Here is a 21134-nt window from a genome sequence, read left to right as displayed (position 1 = left end):
GATGCTTTAGGGGCTACGTAGAGTGATAAATAGAATTTCCTTCATATCACACATATAGAGTAGACTAGTGTCTATGTTACTGGGCTTAGTATAGTGTATAAACTAAGTTATGTATAGAGAGAGTCAGGCGTAAGCGCTTTGTTGTTATTTGCAAACGTCTGTATATGAAATATTTGACTGGAAATATCTCAATAAAATGTTTTTGTATTATATTATATATGATAATATTTTATTGTTATTTATTGTTCGGTATTTGTAAATATATGTAACTCAAAGAGAGGATACTTAAATAATAAAGACCAGAATAAATATGATATTTACTAGTTAAATATCGATTAAAATATTTTGGCGTGATTGATTTACAGCATGCTGTTTTTATTGATTTTTCTGCCTGCTGTTAAGTATATGTACCTATAAATAGGTAAGTGCCTGTTTTGATTTATAATAGTACTACAGCGGTCTACTCTATTGCTACTACAAGGGAGGTATTTCATGGTAATTATTCTAGTGTTACTGGACTCTGCAAATAGAGATGGTTTTGCCAAAAATGAGGAGAGTTCATTCTGAAGCGCTCTTCTAAGTGGGTTATATCAATCACCATTCACAAGAACGCCTTAGTTATATTAGGATAAGAGATAGAAAAAAATATATTATTATTAGCCGTGGTAGCTATGTTTGTGATTTATTAGCGTAATGGCAGGTCCTGATAAAACCGACGTACTGGATGCAGATTTATGGAATGCCTTCCGCCGGGGCGATGAAACCGCATTTGGTCAGATAGCCCACCGGTTCTATAAGAGTTTATTTAATTATGGCGTCAAGTTTTCAAAAGATCGGGAGTTTGTAAAAGATTGCCTACAGGATTTGTTCATGGAACTCTGGTATAAACGCGAGACCCTGGGCGATACCGAGTTTGTTAAATTTTACCTGCTTAAATCGCTTCGGCGTAAGATTTATAAAGAGAGCCTGAAACAGCAGTGGCTTACAACGGGCGAAGAACTCGATTTTGATGGCGATGATTTAGGCGAATTGTCTATTGAGCAACAGATCATTGACGGCGAGACGCACACATTCCAAATCCAGCAGCTTACTCACCATTTGACTACGCTCTCCAAACGGCAGCAGGAAATTATTTACCTGAAATTCTACGAGAATCTCGATAATGAGTCGATTGCGCAGGTCATGTCGATTTCCAGACCGGCTGTGGCAAACCTCCTCTACCGTACCATTCAGGAGTTGAAAAGTCGATTTTGACTACGCTGGCTGAGTCGTTAGCCGTATTTTGAAAAATAATTGATTTTTTTTGATTATTCCGGGTGAGAGGTTGCATATGTATACGTAGACGCCTTTTATTCTCATGAATCCATACGCTGATTATTGTCTCGAAGACTTTGTACTGGATGCCCGGTTCCAACGCTGGGTACGGTATCAGGAAGCTGATGAAGTTGCTTTCTGGCATCAATACGGGCAGCAGAATCCGCAGCAGGAATTCGATATTCAGCATGCGCAGGCGTTGTTACGTAGTGTGTACCAACGGTATGAAAGTCGTTTGAGCGACTCCGAAATACATAGCGAAATTCAGAAGTTAATTAGTAAGGCCAGGGTCAGCAAGGAAACTCCCATTGGCCTCCTCTCAGATCAGGAAGAATCTTCTGAGGTAAAGGTTATTCCGATTGGTGGTCGTTTGACCTGGCTGATTCGGGCTGCCGTCGTTATTCTCCTGCTAGGCGTAGGTTGGTGGCTGTGGACGATCCAGAAGCCCGCCAGTGTGTATGAACAACGTATTGCGGGGCAGACACTACTTGAGCGAAAAAACCAGACTAAGGTTAAGCAGATCGTGCGGCTGGCCGATGGAAGTCGGGTAATACTTAACCCAGATGCCCGAATCAGCTATCCGGCTCAGTTCGCGGCCGACCGGCGGCAAATCTACCTATCGGGAACGGCTTTCTTCGAGGTGACGAAAGATACTAAACGCCCCTTTGTTGTATATGCCAATGAGCTGATGACGAAAGTATTAGGAACTAGTTTCCTGATCCAGGCGGCTGACGGAGCGACTAAAACAACCGTTGAGGTGAAGGAAGGGCGGGTATCCGTAAGCGAAACAACCGATAAACAGATTCGTCAACGGGGAGCCAGCCGGGAATTGAACGGGTTGATTGTGACAACCAATCAGAAGGTAATCTTTGAACGCGATCAGGATCGACTGGTGAAAACCCTCCGCGATAACCCGGAAATTGTGGCATCGGCCGATAAATCTGTCCCATTTCAATTTACGAATACGCCCGTCTCCGACGTATTAACTGATCTGAAACGAGCTTATCAGGTTGATATACTGTTCGACAAAGATGTGCTGAGTCATTGTCCACTAACAGCGACCCTTACCGATCAGTCGCTCTACGAAAAACTTTCTGTTATCTGCGAAGCCATCGGTGCCCGATACGAGATACTGGATGGGCAGATCATTGTCGACAGTAAAGGATGTAATTAACCCCAAACCCAAGTTGCCCATGTCAATAGCCTAAACCTACCTTTAGCCCAACAAAAAGGGGAATCAGTGGTTCCAGCACCGTTGCCCCTCATTTTCTCCCCATCTCTTTACGGATCGTTCGAACATCTTCTACAAAGATGACGGGGTTTGCTGTATCAAAATGTTAACCTTAATACACCTTCAAAACAATGAAAAATCGGCTATATATACAAATAGTCTTTACCCTTATGCGTCTTACGCTCACTCAACTTTTTATTCTTGCTGCGTTTGTGAGCGGCTCCTATGCTACTGATGGTAGAGCACAGGACGTATTGCAGCAACGGGTTACGTTCCATTCACAGAAATATACCGTTGAAACCTTGTTGCCTCTGCTCGAAAAACAAGTGACGGCTCGCTTTGTCTTCAGTGCTAAACTTATTCAGTCGGACCGAAAAGTGAGTGTTCATGCGGAACAGCAGCCATTGGAAAAAGTCCTGAACGACGTACTAACCCCCTTGGACCTAAGCTATCGGGTTTCGGGAAAACTCATCATTATTACCCCCTCACTGAAGCCTGCTCCAGCCCCCGCTGACGAAAAAAAAGAAGCCCCCAAAGCAACCTATAAAGTGTCGGGACGGGTAGTTGATGCCAAAGGAGAAGCCTTGATCGGGGCTACCGTGCTGCTGGGCTATCAGAACATGGGTCAGGTAACGAACCAGAGCGGTACGTTTACATTCGCCAATATTCCGGAAGGTGTTTATACGTTAACGGTAAGTAGTATTGGATTCATTACGCTTCGAAAAGAGGTGGCCGTAGGCGCTAACGATGTACAACTGACATTGGTTATGCAGGAAGATAACCTGCAGCTTGAACAGGTGATTGTAACTTCCAGTGGTTCTCCAAAGAAGAAAATTGAGTCCAGCGTAGCGGTATCAACCATCAACGCTAAACAACTCAGTCAACGGCCACCGCTCAACAGTACTGACATGCTCAAAGCTATTCCGGGCCTTTCGCCGGAAGCGAGCGGGGGCGATGGCCCGGGTAGCGTACGGGTACGTGGTCTTCCGGGTGGTGGATATGTATTTATGGGCGTTATGGAAGATGGATTACCGGTGTTGCCAACGGGTTTCAGTAGTATTCCATCGGCCGATCAGTACTATAAAGTAGACCTGACTGTCAAGACGGTCGAAGCGGTTCGGGGTGGCCATGCGGCTATTTTGCTGGCCAACACGCCTGGTGCCCTGATTAACGTTATCTCCAATACGGGTACAGATCAGTTATCGGGTAAAGTAAAGTTAACGCGTGGTCTGTCGCAAAATGCTACCCGGCTGGACTTTAACGTAGGCGGACCGCTGGCACCTAAGGTGAAATTCAATGTAGGCGGATTTTATCGGGCCGATGATGGCATTCGTCCACCCTCGTATCGGGCCAATGAGGGTGGTCAGTTGAAAGCCAATCTTACGTATCAGTTTACACCCAATAGCTACATTCGGGTATACGGCAAATACTTGAACGACAAAACCTCCTGGCTGGTGCCTGCCTATTATAGCTACAATGGTTCGGGGCTGGGAGAAGCGTTGCCTTTCTTTGATTTATTGACTCAGACCCTGGCTACCCGCGATACCCAGGTGAGCGTAAAAGCTCCTAACGGCAATACCTATAACTATGATCTATCGGATGGGTTTCACACCAAATTGCTGGCGGGCGGGGTCGAATTCAAGCATACAACCCGTAACGAATGGGTTATCAAGAACAATCTGCGGTATCAGCAAACGAATGGTAGTTTCAATGGGACGCTCGTAATAGCCGCATCGGCCTACCGAAGCGATGTTAACTATTATTACCAGGATGGCCAGCAACTAAACAAGCCAACCGGTTATTATACCGGTCAATCGCTCTCGGCTACAACAAACGCCGACAAGCAATTTTCGGATAACCTGGACATCGCCAAGCAGGTTAAAAATCACTCGCTATCGTTTGGGGCAGGCATTCATACGTACGACATCGATATGTTGACGATTGGAGCAGCTTTCAACACCGAAATTAAGGATAAGCCACGGGTGGTGCTGGTCAATACCAACCAGGGAAATGGTTTTAGCAACGTAAACATATCGGGCTACCGGAAAGGGATAACCACAACTACATCGGCCTGGGCGTCGGACGAAATTAACTGGGATAGATGGACCGTCGACCTGGGATTACGTCTGGACCGATTTCATATCAAAGGACAGCGTTTGCAAAACGTAGCACCCTATACAAACTATACCCCTTTCGACGAAAGCAACACCTACGGAACCATGTCGCTGGGGCTAAACTACAAGATCAATGAGCAACATGCGCTGTTTAGCCGGGCAACCCGTACCTACAGTGCGCTTACCATTGGCGATTATGCAAACTTTAATTTTGACCCGTCGACCGTTCGGGATCGGGGTGTTTTCATGGCTGAAGCGGGATATAAAGTCAATACGGCTAAATTCTCATTGTTCAGTTCGTTAGTCTATGCTAGTCTGAGCAATATTTCATCCAGCATGCTGATTCCTGATACGAAAGGATCATTCATCACAATACCTACGTTTGCGTCGAGCCGGAATATAAGTGCTGAAATCGAAGCGAGCTATACCCCCAAACCTAATTTGAACTTCCGGTTTGTGGCAACCTTCCAGAATAGTAAATACACCAGCTACGAAGTCACGGCTCCATCGACCGCCCGGGCCGATCTGGCGGGTAAACCTTTCGTTTGGTCGGGCAATAAAGCTGAACGGATTCCCGATGCCCTGCTTGAACTTTCGGGAACATACACGTATAAAAAGATGGATTTCTTCGCCAGTCTGCGGCATATTGGCAAGCGGTGGAGTTCGCCTAGTAACGTCTACCAGTTGGGTAGCTACGATGAACTCTCGGTAGGTATCGATTACCGGGCCACGAAAGCCATTGGGCTTCGTATTTGGGGCGATAATCTGCTTAACAGCCGTGGCCTGACGGAAGGCAATGTTCGGGGCGACCAGTTTCTGCAGAATGGTAATTTCGAAACCGGCTCCTTACAGATTGGCCGGATTATTCTCCCCAGAAGCTTCTGGGCTTCTCTAACGTATTCTTTTTAATTAATCAGAGACTATCGCGCAGCGGCTAGAATCACTAAGTAGCCTGCTGCGGTGTCTATAACCTGGAAGAGACAGCCATGATGGACTGTCTCTTTTGTTCAATGCTAACAGTATGATTCGTCTTACAGTATTGCTAGGTCTGCTTACCATGCAGGTACTGGCTCAATCCAAACAGAAAGTTCCGGCGGCTGGTCAGACACTGGCCCGCCCAAAACTGGTGGTCGGTGTGGTTGTCGATCAAATGCGCTACGATTACTGGTATCGGTATTACAACAAATATTCGGAAGGGGGATTCAAACGATTGTTACGGGATGGATTTAACTGCCGGAATCATCACTACCATTATGCGCTCACTGTTACGGCTGCTGGACATGCATCGGTCTATACGGGTTCGATGCCTGCTATACATGGTATTGTCGGGAATGACTGGTACGACAAACGCCTGGGACGTAACGTGTATTGCGTGGGTGACACGAGTGTACAGGCCGTAGGGACAACCAATGCAGTGGCCGGTAAAATGTCGCCGAGAAATTTACAGGTTAGTACCATTACGGATCAATTACGAATTGGTACTAATTATCAGTCGAAAACGATTGGGGTAGCCCTTAAAGATCGGGGAGCGATCTTGCCCGCCGGACATACGGCTAACGGCGCCTACTGGTTCGATAGCAAAACCGGTAACTGGATTACCAGTACGTTTTACCGCTCTGATCTGCCCCAGTGGGTAATGGACTATAACGCTCTAAAACGGCCAACAACGCTTATGAAAGCTGGCTGGCAAACACTATTACCCATCGATCAATACACGGAAAGTACACCGGACGACCAGCCTTACGAACTAAAATTGGCGGGAGCCCAGAAAGCCACGTTCCCGTATGAACTGGCAGGCCGGTCTGGCGATGCGTTCGGGATTATTGCCAGCACACCCCACGGCAATACGTTGACTAAAGAGTTTGCTTTGGAAGCGCTTAAAGCAGAAAAGCTGGGAAAAGGCGCGGCTACCGATTTTCTGGCAATCAGCTTCTCCTCGCCAGATTATGTAGGGCACGCGTTCGGACCTAATTCAGTGGAAGAAGAAGACATTTATCTGCGACTGGACCGCGATATAGCGGATATTCTATCGACGTTGGATGCCTGGGTTGGGAAAGGTAATTATTTGTTTTTCATTTCAGCTGATCATGGGGTAATGGACGTAGTAGATTTATGGAAAGAACACCATCTGCCAGCAGGTCGATTGAATATAAGTGGGATCAATACGGCCGTGAAAACTGCTTTGACCAAGGCTTTTGGCGAAGGAGAGTATATCCGGGCTTCGGAAAATTATCAGCTTTACCTGAATCATCAGACCCTGCAAACGAAAAAAATTACCGTTAACGATGTTTATCAGACCATTCGAGAGGTCATACTCGATTTTGACGGAGTAGCGGATGTGCTAAATCTGGACGAATTAGGGAAAGCTCGTTTGAATGATCATCTGCTTTCACTGTATAAAAACGGTACACATGCGAAACGAAGTGGTGATATTCAGCTTGTTGTTGAGCCAGACTGGATGGCAGGGGCTATAACAGCCAGTCATGGTTCGCCTTATAATTACGATACGCACATTCCGCTTTTGTTTTATGGCTGGGGGATAAAGCCGGGCGAAACGTTTTCGCGGACGGTCGTTGCGGATACGGCGCCAACAGTAGCTGCTCTCCTGAGTTTATTGGAACCCAGTGGTTGTGTTGGAACTGTAATCGAGTCGGTGCTTAAATGATAAATTTACTTTTTGGGGAATTCAGTCTATTTACTAAGACGTTGATACCTAATGTCCTACTAGATAAACTGAATTCGTCGAAAAGCCCTGTCTGTTTGGCCCTGGCTGGCTAACAATGAGCTTATTGTCGACTTATTTCATCGCTTTTATCCAGTTTCGGAGCAGCTCCAGACTTTCGGTGTGTACCGTCTTTCGGCCGAGTTCGGGCATCATATCGCCGGGGTCCGTCGAATGCAGTCGGTAAATCAGAATTGATTCATCGGGGTTGCCCGGTACGATATCGAAGGCGTGTCCACCCGACCCACGCCCGGCAGCCACGGGCGTCTTTAGAATGCCCAGTGCCGTAGGGTTTGTTTCCCGATAACTCAGATTTAGTCCCGAGGTCATGGCTGGGCCCTGCGGGTTATGGCAATGAGCACAGTTAATGTCGAGCCAGGCCCGGGCGCGGTCGTTGAGAGAACCCGTTTCGGGCTTGCTCCAGACGGGCGTTCTGGGACAGTCGGCCAGCGCAGGCATACCCGTTAGCATACCGGTTCGTTGCCAATGCAACAGTTGATTCTCTTCGCTGGCGGCTCCGGCGTAGACCAGATTGCCGTTGAGTTGCCGTACCGACGGACCGATGGGCGTCATGACTTCCTGACGATTATGACACCCTTTGCATTGGTTTAGGTTAGGAATCATATAGGCATGCTGACGGGTGGAACCCTGACCATCTACGTACTGCACGGTTTTGGTTTCTCCGGCTACCTCCAGCAAGGCATCGGTCTGATCGGAGTTCCAGACATACGTCAACGCTTTCCAGCCACCCGGTTGATGGACCAACAACCGCGTTTCCAGCAGTTGGCGACCTTTAGTGGGGTCGCGGAAGTCGTGAGGGTAGTAAAAGGTCTTGATCAACGTAGTGCCGACCGGAAAATTCAGTACAGCTGTATCGGTATACGTTACAGACTGCCCTGGCGGTAGTTTGACGAACCGAAGTTTCTCCGCGTAATCTGAAAACAAGGGAGTATTCAGCGTGTAGGGAACAACGTCGGCTGCTGGTTGTTGATTGGCCAGATTACCGGCAAAAAAGCCGTAGTCCGATAGCTTTTCGGGCACAGCAGTCGTTTTCCAGCTGACCAGCGTCAGCCAGAGGATCAGCAGAGAGGCTCCTAATAAGTAAGTGCGCATCCGTTAACGGGTGTTGACAATTGCGGCTTTAAGTGGTTGTAACTGGCAATCGTAGGGCGTAGCATTGCGGGATATGTTTTTGAAATCCCTTCCGGCATCGAGGTTGATGAGACTTTGATTTTTGTTGTTTCGAATGCAGATACGTCGGCCGGCCAGCGGCATTCCATTTTGATCGAGCGTAGCCGGGTCAAAAATGCCATCATGAAAAATATGAGGAATCTGCTGACCAGTTTTAAGGATTGTTTTAAAAAGCTCACCGTAATGACCGTACGAGGTGGGTGGGCCTGCCTTACGTTCGTAGACGTTGTCGTGAATCGATATGGCCGTCGCAAATGGGTAATAGGTTTTGTCGGTTATGGGTCGTTGCGTAAACAAGTAGCTAATGATACCCGTACTCATACTCTGATTGTTAATGAACCGATTATTGAACACGTCAACTCCATTGGCGGCCAGAATGAGCAGACCCGTTCCGTCCGCTACGCTGGCGACAATATTTCCTTCAGGGGCAAAATTCGGGAGATTATTGTCGTGAACGTAGTTGTTGAACACACGCACATTTCCGCCCTGTTTTTGGACCAGATCGGGCAAGTCGAATACGAGAATACCACCTGTATTCTCATAGGCTTCGTTATCGAACACATCCGCATTACGTGAGTTTTCGATCTCGATACCAGCTACGTTGTGATGCGCTTTGCTGTTTTTAACGACAATCCCGCGCGACTGTCCCACATAGATACCGGCATCAGATGCTCCAATGGCCGTACAGCCGTCAATCACTACGTTATCGCATTGAACAGGATACAGACCATAGCCGCCATTCTCTGCTTTGGGCGGCCCTGTCCACTCAACTTTTACGTTGCGAAACGTAATTCCTTTCACATTCATAGTTTTAATGCCGTCACCTTTCGTGTCCTGAACGGTCAGGTTTTCGATGACTATATCTTCTCCATTCGATATACGTAGTCCTTCGGCTCCGTCGGTCTGGCCTTTGAAACTGAGCACGGTTTTATCGATGCCTTTTCCGCGTATTACGATGCGCTTTTTGTCCTGAAGCGATAAACTACCTGTAAACGTGAAAGTACCCGCATCAAGTTGAATCGTGCTACCGTCTTCGGCCATGATCAACTCGGTCTGATAGCGTTTCTGAACGGCTGATTGAGCGTACAGCGTATACGTAGAGAACCCAGTAAGCAATAGGAGTAAGGCTCGTTTCATCGGGAAAAGGGTAGGATAAAATCTGTTAAGTGACCACCTTGACTAGTAGGGGTGCATGCGGATAAAACTAAGTAAAACTGCAGTTACTTGCAAGTCTTCCTGGCTGCATACACATGAATACGCTGACACCGATTGCTGATGGAGGGAAACCATCTTTTAAGGTGCAGCTACCTTCGTTTTTGGCGCAATCTTGATAGCAGAAAAGCTATCTGCTTACAGGAATTCTGGCGTTGACTAAGTAAAGCTGCGCCAAAATTGATTTTTAGTATGGATTGATTATTCGGCACTAAAAATTAGGCTATCAATGCACAAAAACGTTCTATTCTATTCCGTTTTTTCTTTTCTGGTTTTTGCTACGTCGGGTCACTCGTTGGCGCAAACGCTACGTCCCCCGGCTTATCCACTCGTGACCCATGATCCCTACTTCAGTGTCTGGAGTATGACCGATAAACTGACCGATTCACCTACTCGCCACTGGACAGGTAAGCCACAGTCGCTGGAAGGAATGATTCGGGTAGACGGTAAGGCTTATCAGTTTTTAGGAGCAGTTCCCACTACGTATGCTTCCATTTTACCCACCGCTGAATTACAGTCCTATACGGCTCAATACACGACTACAAAACCGGAAACGGGTTGGGAGAAGCCGGATTTTGACGCCAGGCGATGGAAGTCGGGCGCCGGTCCGTTTGGCGATACGCCTGAGGCTCGTACTCGATGGGCCACCCAGGAGTCAAACGATATCTACATCCGGCGGGAGTTCACTTTCGATGGTAAAGCTGATCGTAAAAACTTACAGCTAGTCGTCAATCACGACGATGATGTGGAAGTTTATTTGAATGGCGTTCAGATACTTTCGAAGCCGGGCTACGTGAGTGAGTATATTCATTTGCCGCTTTCTGAAGCTGGTCAGCAGGCATTACGTACCGGAAAAAACGTACTGGCCGTGCATTGTGTCAGTCCTCGTGGTGGTTCGTTTATCGACGTAGGTATTGTGCAGCCCATTAAGTCGGCAGTGATTAATACGGCGGAGCAAACGAACGTAACCGTGTCGGCAACGCAAACAAACTATGCGTTTACGGCAGGCCCGGTGAAGTTGACTGTAAACTTTCTGTCGCCACTACTCATGGACGAACTCGATGTAGTGGCAAGACCCGTTACGTATGTTACGTTCAGTGCGCAGTCTGCCGATGAAAAACCACACGCCGTACAAATCTATTTTAGCGAAGCCGGTACGTTAGCAACCAATACAATCGGGCAAAAAGTGGTAACTAAAGCTGGTCAGGCGTCTGGTATTTCTTACGAAATGATTGGGACGGAAGAACAGCCGATTCTGCAGAAAAAAGGAGACAATATCCGAATCGACTGGGGGTATGCTTATCTGGCGGTTCCTCAGAGTACGGAATCTAGAACTGCGTCGGGTATCGCCACTACGTTGAAACAATCGTTTCTTGACAGTGGGCAATTAGCCAGTTCGGCTAAAGGAGTGGCTGGAGAAGTTGCGCAGAACGTAGCGTTGGCGACGGTGCTGAACATGGGCAACGTAACAAAGCCAGTTGAAAAATACCTGATGCTCGCTTACGACGATCTGTATTCCGTGCAGTATTTTAATCAGAACCTGCGGGCCTGGTGGTGTCGGGACGGGAAAACAACGATGCCGATGCTACTGCAAACTGCCGCGAAAGATTATTCACGGCTTCGGCAAAAAAGTACGGCTTTTGACGCCAAGCTACGTACCGATGCGCAAAAAGCTGGCGGTAAAGAATACGCTGATTTGTGCGTACTGGCCTACAGACAGGCCATTGCTGCCCATAAGATCGTAGCCGGGCCGAAAGGCAATCAGAAAACAGAGCCTGTTTTTTTCTTTTCGAAGGAAAACTTTTCGAACGGATCGATTGGAACGGTAGACGTTACATATCCATCGGCTCCCTTGTTCCTATTATATAACAACGAGCTGGCAAAGGGCTTACTACGTTTCATTTTCGATTATAGTGAGTCGGGCAGATGGAAAAAAGATTTCCCGGCGCATGATGTGGGTACGTATCCGCTGGCTAACGGGCAGACATACGGCGAAGATATGCCTGTGGAAGAGGCCGGAAATATGATTATTCTGACGGCTGCCGCAGCACACGTTGACGGCAACGCTACGTTTGCCCGGGAGCATTGGCCAACGCTTACCAAGTGGGTTAGCTTTCTGAAACGCGATGGCTTCGATCCGACCAACCAGCTTTGTACGGATGATTTTGCGGGGCACCTGGCCCGTAATGCTAATTTGTCGGCCAAAGCGATTATCGGTATCGCCTGTTACGGGAAATTGGCCGGGATGATGGGCGACCAGAAAACGGCGGATGAACATCTTACATTAGCTCGCGAAATGGCTAAGAAGTGGATGGAGATGGATGCTGATGGTGACCACTATGCCTTAACCTTCGATAAACCTGCTGGCAGCTGGAGCCAGAAGTACAATATCGTTTGGGATAAAATGCTGGACTTGAACGTATTCCCTACCGAAGTCGCCCGGAAAGAAATCGCCTTTTATCTGAAACAGCAGAAACCATACGGCTTACCATTGGATAGTCGAAAAACCTATACCAAATCAGACTGGATTATGTGGACGGCTACGTTAGCGGAGTCGCCGGACGATTTTCAAGCCTTTATAAGGCCTGTCTGGAAATTTGCGAACGAGACTCCTTCACGCGTACCGCTTAACGACTGGCACGAAACAACCAATGCAAAACAGGTCGGTTTCCAGGCTCGCTCTGTGGTGGGAGGGTATTATATTAAGATGCTGGAGCAATGGTTGTTGGCGAAAAAGAAAAAGTGATTATCCGTTGATCCCTCATAAGTTACCATTCCTAAAAAAGACAGCATCGGGTAAGGTTTTCGCCAAAACTTTGCCCAATTTTAGTCGTTAATCCTAACTTTTAATAACAATGATTACGAAGCGTATGAACTGGACCATTGCCCTGACACTGATGGGGGTAATGATGACAATGATGAGCTGGGCTCAGGGCGATAAAGCTAATCGGCCTAGCCCACCAGCCACGGCAACCGGCAAAATAAAAGGAGCTACTATTACGATTAACTACAGTAGTCCGTCCGTGAAAGGGCGGAAAGTTTGGGATCCGAGTGGTACGTTGGCACCTTATGGAAAAGTATGGCGTGCTGGTGCTAATGAAGCTACTACGTTCGAAACCGACAAAGACATTAAAGTAGAAGGAAAAGAATTGCCCGCGGGTAAATACGGTTTTTTTGCTATTCCGGGCGAAAGCGAATGGACCATTATTTTTAACAAAGTGCCTAATCAGTGGGGGGCGTTCAAGTATGAGCAGGCGCAGGACCAACTGAGAGTAACAACGAAGCCTAAGAAATCAGCGCAGATGAATGAGCGGCTTTTATATGATGTTACCAACAAAGGCATCGTGCTGAAGTGGGAAAACGTTGAGGTGCCCGTTGCAATTCAGTAGTAAGTACTGTTTATAAAACCTAAAAAAGCTCCTTTGGCTAATCAGGATTCTTGCTTCAAGAAGTCAGATTAGTCAAAGGAGCTTTACTATTGACAGTAGGTAACAGAGTCGTTAATTGACAGGAATGGCTGCTCCTTTTTCAATCCACTCTTTTACTTTGGCCACAAATTCGTCATGGCTGATTGGTGGTGTTGTGAGGCCCTGGGCCGGGTGCCAGCAGCTAAGCACTAGTGGTTCTTTTTCTACGTGCTCAATCATTTGCTCCAGATTTTTAAAGCCTGTGAATTTTGACTCTTTAAAATGAAGCGCTAACTGACGAGGGCTTTTGTCCTGAAATATCATTTTCAGGTGAGCGGGGGGCATCTGCCAGTTAGGCTGACCAGGAGGCATATTTAAACCCGCGATATTATTATCCTGATGGCAGTTTTTGCATTTCAGGGCGTATAATCCCTTGCCGTCGGGCCCTCTTGTTACACCCTGAGTATGAAGGTGGCTATCTTCTCCCTGCAGTGGGGTGTCGCCATTGGGATGGCAGTTCATGCAGCGTGGGTGCATAAATACGGTATAAGCAACCATAAATGCTTCACGCGATTCTTTCTCACGCTGTAGCTCCGCTTTGGTTTTTGGTTTAGGGTTCGATGGTTTCGAGTCGAACGCGTAAGCCATCTCCTTTTGGGGTACAGATGGAGAAGAAGGAGCTTGTGGCTCTGGTTTTATCTGTTGATAGGCCACTGATATGAAGAAAATCAGGGCAATCAGTAGCAATAAGCTTCGCTTTATGCCCTGAACATGTACTTGTCTACCGCTTTTCATAGCTGTAAGTGAATAATAGATTTGTGGAAAGTCGAGTTACGTCAAAAAACAGGTAGCTGTTTGTCTCTTTGTTTACTGGGGTTAGGAGACCGCCGTCTGAAAACCCCGTAGTGGTCTAATGGCACTGTCAATGTGAGGAAAGCCACAGACCGGTTAGGGAGATTTCTGTCTACCTGCCATGTATAAACAGCTTCGGCTGTTAGCCAGCTAACGAGCGGATACCCGGCACCGAAACCGAGTCGATTACGTGAAAAGCGACCTTGGTCGAAGCTGTAAAAGAACTCATTGCCAGCAAACAGCCGCAATGTTTTGTCGCGCATCGACTTTTGATAGATAAATCGTAATCGGTTTCGGTAAAAATCTAAATCAGGTAATTCGCTCTCGCGAAAGCGGTGCCACCACATGTTCCGGTCTTCCAGTGTGACGTGTTTTCCCAGGGGGAAGGCCAGTTGAACACTTCCTAAAATATGGAATTCTTTTCTGGAGCCGGGCAGTGATACATACATACAAGACGGTGAGAGCGTAACATATTTATTAACCCGAATCAACGGAATGGCCGCTATAGCTTTAATCTGGTCAAAAGGATTGTACACACCATATAGGTTCAGGTTTGTTTTGCTTGAAATAGCGGTTGAAACGCCTGTAAGCGAAAACAGCGAGTAAGGGTCTACTCCTTGGGCGCTGACCAATCTGTTGCAAACCAACAGAGCGAGACAACTGCATATGCGATAGATAAATACTAGCCTCATAGGTTAGTAACAAGCCTGAATCCTGTGTGTACGACCAATCTGACTAACATTAATGCTATTTGGCCTGGGCTGCTTTATGAATGGCTTTCCGAATCCGCTGATACGTGCCACAGCGGCAGATATTTCCACTCATGCCATTGTCGATATCGGTATCAGTAGGATTAGGCGTAGTGCGGAGTAGAACCGCAGCAGCCATAATCTGTCCACTCTGGCAATAGCCGCACTGAGGAACCTCTTCGTCGATCCAGGCCTGCTGAACTCGCTTGCCTACTTCATCCGATAATCCTTCGATCGTTACTATTTTTTTGCCTTCTGCCCGTGATAAGGGTGTTACGCAAGAGCGAACGGCTTCGCCGTTCATGTGTACTGTGCAGGCGCCACATTGAGCCATCCCACAGCCGAATTTTGTGCCTGTCAGTCCAATATTTTCTCTGATTACCCACAACAGGGGGGTATCCGGACTTACAGTAACATCGTAATTTTTATCATTGACCGTTAAAGTCGCCATACAACTAATTGCTTATCTTTTGTGAATGGGATTGGTTTTATAGCTATGCTCTTACGTCTGCCGGGAAAGGTAGCTTTCGGATTCGCTTGCCGGTTAGCGTAAATAGAGCATTCGCTACTGCTGGGGCGATTGGCGGAACGGCAGGCTCGCCAATACCGCCCATTTTATCGGTACTAGGAACAATATGTACCTCAACATCGGGGGCTTCATTCATACGTAGCATTTTGTAATCGTGGAAATTACGTTGCTGTATCCGCCCTTTTTCCAACGTAAGTTCTCCGTAAAAAGCCGAGGTTAATCCAAAGATTACGCTGCCTTCCACTTGTGCCTTCACAGTGTCGGGGTTGATGACAGGGCCACAATCGACAGCGCAGACGACACGGTGTACCTTTACCTTGCCTGACGGTGTAATGGAAACTTCGGCAACCTGGGCCACGTAACTGAAGTAAGAATGGTGAACGGCGATGCCGCGTGCATGCCCTTTGGGTAGTGGTTTCCCCCAGTCGCCTTTTTGGGCTGCCAGTTCCAGTACCTGTTTTAGACGTGGTTGCTTCTCCAGAAGTTTTCGCCGGTACTGATAAGGGTCCTGCCCCGCCGTACGGGCTAAATCATCGATGAATGTTTCTTTAACAAAAGCATTGTAAGAGTGCCCAACCGAACGCATCCATAGCGTTGGAATAGGGGAAACCGCCTGATGCCAGTTAACCTGCACGTTGGGGATCTCGTAAGGGAGTTCAGCTGCGCCTTCAACAGCAATTTCATCAATCCCATCTTTTACCATAGAGCCCGCCAGTGGAGTTCCAATAATAAATGATTCATTGACAATGTCATGACTCCAGGCTGCTGGTTGCCCTGATGCTGCCAACACTCCCCGAATGTTATGATAGGAAACTGTCCGATAATAGCCGCCCCGGATATCGTCTTCCCGACTCCACATCACTTTAACAGGAGCTTTGATCGCTTTTGACACCTGAACGGCTTCCTGGATGACGTGTCCGTCAAGGACACTACGTCGGCCAAAGCCGCCACCTAACAGTTGGGTGTGTATTTTTATTTGCTCAGGTTTGAGCCCACTAGCCTGTGCGGCTGCAAACTGATCAAACGTTTGCGCTTGTGTGCCCAGATATAATTCGCAACTGTCATCTTTTACATCGGCTACGCAGTTTAAAGGCTCCATAGGAGCATGGGCCAGATAAGGAAATTCGTAAACGGCATTGATAGTCTTTGTGCCCTTGGCCTTGGCAACATCGCCCTCTTTTTGGGCGACTTTCCCTGCTGTTTTGGCCATTTGCGCGTATTGTTGGCGTTGCGTTGCGCTACTTTGTGCAGCAAACGGACCTTCATCCCACTCAATTTCCAACGCTTCTCTGCCAAGTTTAGCAGGCCAATAGCCATCAGCTACCACAGCCACCCCCCGGTCAATTTGAACAACATGCCGGACGCCCGGAATCGCTTTGGCCTTATCGGCATTAAAGCTTTTGAGTTTACCACCAAAAACCGGCGTGCGAGCTACTACGGCTACCAACATCCCTGGAATAGAAACGTCCAGGCCAAACATGGCTTTACCGTTTGTTTTATCGGGCGTATCTAGTCGCTTAACGGGTTTCCCAATGTAGGTAAAGTCAGCTGTACTTTTCAGCTTAACATCGTTAGGGGCTGTTATCCCACTTGCTTTGTCGACCAGTTCTCCGTACGAAAATCGACGATTGGTGGCAGGGTGAATAACAGTGCTGTTTTTTGTCTGACAACTAGCTGGGTCTACATTCCAGGCACGGGCTGCTGCCTGAACCAGAATGGACCGGGCTGAAGCACCAACAGTTCGCATGCGTTCCCATTCTGTATAAGCAGTCATGCTATTGCCAGTCAATTGCGCCTTGAATATGGGATTGGCATAAGCTTCGCCTAACGGAGCTGATTCAATCTGAATGGTTTTCCAGTCCGCATCTAATTCATCGGCAATGAGTTGCGACATAGATGTATATGTCCCCTGTCCCATTTCGGAGTGGTTGCAAATAATCGTAATACTATTGTCTGCTCCAATCCGAATAAAAGCGTTGGGTTCAAACGTAGCGGGTGCTGCTGAAGACGCCACTTTAGGTGTCTTACCAAACGTTGGTAAGTAAAAACTCATCAGTAACCCTCCACTTAAAGCGGCACTCGTTTTAAGAAAACGGCGCCGGTCAATGTTACTGGTTTCATCCATGGTTATTCCTGTTAGTGAGTGAAATAAGTGTACACGGTATTGTCCTAAATGATACTATTTTTTGCTTAAAGGATACAATGCTTTGTATTCAAGTTCTCGTACAAGAAGAATGATTAAAGTGACATCTTTTCCTTTTATTTATTTACAAGCTAATATATAAAAATAAAATATCAGTTTATATATGGCCCTTTCTTTTTAAAAATACTTAATCCGGGATAGGTAATAACCACAGAGTGGTGTAGGTATAAAGATAGCCCCCTCATTACTAACAAATTTGTTAGTAATGAGGGGGCTATCTTTATACCTACTAATTAACTTACAGCTTTATCTGTAGATCTATTAATTAATTTTTAATGCGTTTTCAGCACTATTGATGCCAGATTTAGCTGCGTCGGCCGCATCATCGACAGTATCATTATAGGAAGCTTTAGCGCGCTCTCTATTATACGTTGATTTTGCTTCGTTCTTATATTGATCAAATTTTTGTTCTGCCTGATTAGCATACTGATCAACCTTGCTTTCAGCATTGCCAACAAGCTTGTCAATCTGCGATTTCACTTCTGAAACGCCTTCTTCCCATTGATCTTGCAGTTCGTTAGCGCGTTGCGATAATCGTTCTCTGGTTTCTTTGCCACTGCGGGGTGCTGTCAGATAACCTATTGCTAATCCTGTTAATACTCCTCTAAGAAAGCCCATAACGTTGGTAGTTTGAATTCGTTTTTGTTAGTTGATCAATACGTTATAAAAAGTATGCCATATTGATTGATTTTTACTAACTACCTATAGGTCATATTGTTAGCTGTAAAGAGGAGAGGCTCAAATAAAACAACTTAATAAATGGTGAGGAGATTCTTCTACAAGATAGAGGTTGAGGTGGGGCATAGGTATGTATAATCTGGCTTTTTATGGTATATCAGCTCGTGAATACAAACCAACACAGGTGATTTCGTAATTGCTGATCATCAAGAACAAGTTCACGAACAGCATCAGGAAGCTGGTCGCGTTGCCACTGACATTCCTGTTGACTTGTTGATTCCTGCTCTGTTTTATCCACTGACGCCTGAATGGCTCTGATGGCGTAGGCCGCTGCGCCCAATTCATGTGCTGCTACGTGGTCGACAGCTACAGCTTGCCCGGCTGCCAATGCCGCAAACCGGGCAGCGTCGGGCATTCCTTTTGCGGCAGCGTTTGCTACAAAAGCCGCTTTGTGGGCTTCTTTCATCGTGATTTCACCATTGACCCATGCCCGTGTCATTTCGATAGCTTGCCTTGGTCGTTTATCGTCGGGGTTGACTTCTTCGAACAGATGCAGTACGTGTTCGGCACAGGTAGCGGCCCATAGAGCAAGCTGTTGATGATCGGAATCGGTTAAGGTTCCACCACGCCGTATGGTTATAAATCGGGAATCGCGTTCCTTCGGTAAAATCATTGGATGTATTTGTCGTTTCGTACAAAACCGTTAGTAGGGTTATATTGTATTGAATTTAGGCTTTAGGTCATCATGACACCACTTATACAACAAGGAGAGTTGTCAACTTTTGAATAAGGATAGGTAACCAACAATTATGCAAACTGCTGTTACAAAACCTGTCGTCAACGTTATTACCCTTGCTATCCACATTTGGGATGGCTTTAACCAATCTTTGCCATACCAGTAATTGAATTTATTGATGAGCCAGATTAGGACAAGCCACTCTAAGAAACTAAAAACGCATAATAAAACTAACCACGTTGTACTTGATTTAGCCGAATCAATATTTGCTTGATCCCTTAGAAGTAAGTTTGCAAGGATACTATTGATGCCCATGACATGGCAATAAGCTAGTACTACAAGTAGGCTAAGTGCACTAATTAGGGCTATAATTATGTGTAGGATAGCCTTAGATATAATTGATGCCACTTCTAAAATTGACTTATTTCCCTTTTACAGCAAACTTATATGACGCTGTAAATATTAGAATACTTTCTTTACATATTTTTAGTTATCCAACACATCTGGCAAATATATAAATACCGCCAGCTAGCCAAATTGTATTTTATCTGGATCGACGGATTATACGGCCGAGCGTTGCTGTAGGAAAGGCAAAATTTTCCACCAGAACGTAGCAGAAGAATCATCCGCACGCTCATAGTATAAAAAAGCCGCTACGTTTGTAGCGGCCTATCAAGGGATTGGAATAGTAGTAAAGTCGTTTTATCGTTTTTCGGCAATGACTTCCCGAATATCGTTAATGATTTTGCCAGCCAGATGATCGGCTGTTGCCAAGGTGTCTGATTCTGAATAGATACGAATGATTGGCTCTGTATTCGACTTACGAAGATGAACCCACTCTTTATCGAATTCGATCTTAACACCGTCGATGGTATTAATTGGATTACGGGCATATTTGGCCTGTATTCTCTCCAGCACCGCATCGACATTGATATCGGGGGTCAACTCAATTTTGTTCTTGGAAATGTAATAGTTAGGATACGTTCGGCGTAGCATAGAGGCTGATTTGCCGGACTTAGCCAGATGAGTCAGGAAGAGAGCAATACCTACTAATGCATCGCGGCCATAATGCAAATCGGGGTAGATAATGCCGCCGTTGCCTTCGCCACCAATAACGGCATCCTGCTCCTTCATCATATCCACTACGTTGACTTCGCCCACGGCCGACGCATAATGGTTGCCTCCGTATTTCTGCGTTACGTCCCGCAAGGCAACAGTGCTCGACATGTTAGAGACGGTGTTGCCCGGCTTGTTTTTCAGAACAAAATCTGCTACCGAAACCAGCGTATATTCTTCGCCAAACGGAGAGCCATCTTCACAGATCAGAGCCAGCCGGTCAACGTCTGGATCGACCACAATACCCAGATCGGCATTGCCTTTTTCCATCTCCTTAATGATGTCGCGCAGGTTTTCAGGCAGTGGTTCAGGGTTGTGGGCAAAGTGGCCGGTTGGTTCGCAATGAAGTTTAGTGATCTTTTCTACCCCCAGGGCTTCCAGCAACATCGGTACGGCGATTCCTCCGGTTGAGTTAACCGCATCCACAACAATCCGGAAGTTTCGGGTAGCAATCGCGTTCCGATCAACCAGTGGCAAAGCCAGAATCATGTCGATATGCTTCTGCAGCCATGAGGTGTCGGGTTGATAACTGCCTAGTTTACGTACTTCAGCAAAATCAAAGGACTCCTCTTCAGCAATGGACAATACGTCGGCTCCATCCTGAGCGGAGATAAATTCTCCGGTTTCGTTCAGAAGTTTAAGCGCGTTCCATTGAATTGGATTATGACTTGCTGTCAGGATAATGCCACCGGCTGCTCCTTCAGCGGGTACGGCGAGTTCAACGGTTGGGGTCGTTGACAAGCCCAGGTCGATTACGTTCAGCCCTAACCCCTGTAAGGTCGACGAAACGAGCTTAGAAATCATTTCGCCTGATAGCCGGCCATCGCGCCCGATAACTACGGTTTGTTTTGACGGATTCCGTTGCCGGAGCCACTGGCCAAAAGCAGCCGTAAATTTAACCACATCTAAAGGCGTCAGTCCGTTTCCGCTGCGCCCCCCAATCGTTCCTCGTATTCCGGAAATAGACTTTATTAATGCCACGTGATGGGTCTGATAAATATTCTGATAAGATTACAAAGATAGCTGCCAGTTTGCAGGTAAACGTGCCAGTGACGAAAAAGATATAGCGTTTTACATGAA

General features: G+C 46.7%; 15 protein-coding genes. 6 read left to right on the top strand and 9 right to left on the bottom strand.

Annotated features, from left to right (window positions below; all coding sequences use genetic code 11):
* The first annotated feature begins 693 nt into the window (after window positions 1-693).
* From GK108_RS28530 to pafA, 4 genes are all read left to right on the top strand, one after another.
* Window positions 694-1254 (top strand): RNA polymerase sigma factor, encoded by a 561-nt coding sequence (locus tag GK108_RS28530; protein WP_163955001.1) that lies wholly within the window; start codon window positions 694-696, stop codon window positions 1252-1254.
* A 103-nt stretch (window positions 1255-1357) separates the two neighbouring features.
* The gene (locus GK108_RS28525; RefSeq protein ID WP_163955000.1) at window positions 1358-2488 is read left to right on the top strand and encodes a FecR family protein; all 1131 of its coding nucleotides are present in this window, start codon (window positions 1358-1360) and stop codon (window positions 2486-2488) included.
* A gap of 188 nt (window positions 2489-2676) precedes the next feature.
* Window positions 2677-5568, top strand: coding sequence for a TonB-dependent receptor domain-containing protein (locus tag GK108_RS28520; protein ID WP_163954999.1), 2892 nt, complete (start codon window positions 2677-2679; stop codon window positions 5566-5568).
* 112 nt (window positions 5569-5680) lie between these two features.
* The gene (gene pafA / locus GK108_RS28515; protein WP_212592908.1) at window positions 5681-7324 is read left to right on the top strand and encodes an alkaline phosphatase PafA; all 1644 of its coding nucleotides are present in this window, start codon (window positions 5681-5683) and stop codon (window positions 7322-7324) included.
* 132 nt (window positions 7325-7456) lie between these two features.
* Here pafA and GK108_RS28510 read toward each other — a convergent pair whose 3' ends face one another.
* Both GK108_RS28510 and GK108_RS28505 read right to left on the bottom strand, forming a co-directional pair.
* Window positions 7457-8494: an SO2930 family diheme c-type cytochrome gene (locus tag GK108_RS28510; RefSeq protein WP_163954998.1), complete on the bottom strand. Its 1038-nt coding sequence runs from the start codon at window positions 8492-8494 to the stop codon at window positions 7457-7459.
* A 3-nt stretch (window positions 8495-8497) separates the two neighbouring features.
* On the bottom strand, window positions 8498-9709 hold the full coding sequence (locus tag GK108_RS28505) for a parallel beta-helix domain-containing protein (protein ID WP_163954997.1): 1212 nt from the start codon (window positions 9707-9709) through the stop codon (window positions 8498-8500).
* A 304-nt stretch (window positions 9710-10013) separates the two neighbouring features.
* Between GK108_RS28505 and GK108_RS28500 the strand changes: the two genes are divergently transcribed.
* Together GK108_RS28500 and GK108_RS28495 are read left to right on the top strand one after the other, a co-directional pair.
* Window positions 10014-12530, top strand: coding sequence for a glutaminase family protein (locus GK108_RS28500; protein WP_163954996.1), 2517 nt, complete (start codon window positions 10014-10016; stop codon window positions 12528-12530).
* Between the two features lie 109 nt (window positions 12531-12639).
* Window positions 12640-13173, top strand: coding sequence for a DUF2911 domain-containing protein (locus GK108_RS28495; protein WP_163954995.1), 534 nt, complete (start codon window positions 12640-12642; stop codon window positions 13171-13173).
* Window positions 13174-13284: 111 nt separating this feature from the next.
* Here the strand turns inward: GK108_RS28495 and GK108_RS28490 are convergent, their stop codons facing one another.
* The 7 genes from GK108_RS28490 to glmM all read right to left on the bottom strand — a co-directional run bounded on the left by GK108_RS28490 (window position 13285) and on the right by glmM (window position 21035).
* Window positions 13285-13986 (bottom strand): hypothetical protein, encoded by a 702-nt coding sequence (locus GK108_RS28490; RefSeq protein ID WP_163954994.1) that lies wholly within the window; start codon window positions 13984-13986, stop codon window positions 13285-13287.
* A gap of 41 nt (window positions 13987-14027) precedes the next feature.
* Complete coding sequence (locus GK108_RS28485; protein WP_163954993.1) at window positions 14028-14675, bottom strand: DUF2490 domain-containing protein; 648 nt, start codon at window positions 14673-14675, stop codon at window positions 14028-14030.
* 115 nt (window positions 14676-14790) lie between these two features.
* Window positions 14791-15243 (bottom strand): (2Fe-2S)-binding protein, encoded by a 453-nt coding sequence (locus tag GK108_RS28480; protein ID WP_163954992.1) that lies wholly within the window; start codon window positions 15241-15243, stop codon window positions 14791-14793.
* A 43-nt stretch (window positions 15244-15286) separates the two neighbouring features.
* Complete coding sequence (locus tag GK108_RS28475; RefSeq protein WP_163954991.1) at window positions 15287-17446, bottom strand: xanthine dehydrogenase family protein molybdopterin-binding subunit; 2160 nt, start codon at window positions 17444-17446, stop codon at window positions 15287-15289.
* Window positions 17447-17785: 339 nt separating this feature from the next.
* On the bottom strand, window positions 17786-18142 hold the full coding sequence (locus tag GK108_RS28470) for a YtxH domain-containing protein (RefSeq protein ID WP_163954990.1): 357 nt from the start codon (window positions 18140-18142) through the stop codon (window positions 17786-17788).
* Between the two features lie 217 nt (window positions 18143-18359).
* Window positions 18360-18875, bottom strand: coding sequence for a putative immunity protein (locus GK108_RS28465; protein WP_163954989.1), 516 nt, complete (start codon window positions 18873-18875; stop codon window positions 18360-18362).
* A 765-nt stretch (window positions 18876-19640) separates the two neighbouring features.
* Window positions 19641-21035, bottom strand: a complete 1395-nt coding sequence (gene glmM, locus GK108_RS28460) for a phosphoglucosamine mutase (RefSeq protein ID WP_163954988.1) — start codon at window positions 21033-21035, stop codon at window positions 19641-19643.
* Between the last annotated feature and the right edge of the window lie 99 nt (window positions 21036-21134).

The sequence above is a fragment of the Spirosoma terrae genome (genome assembly GCF_010435915.1).
Taxonomy (GTDB): Bacteria; Bacteroidota; Bacteroidia; order Cytophagales; family Spirosomataceae; genus Spirosoma; species Spirosoma terrae.
The sequence above is the reverse complement of the archived record's forward strand: the minus strand, read 5'-3'. Positions and strand labels throughout refer to the sequence as shown.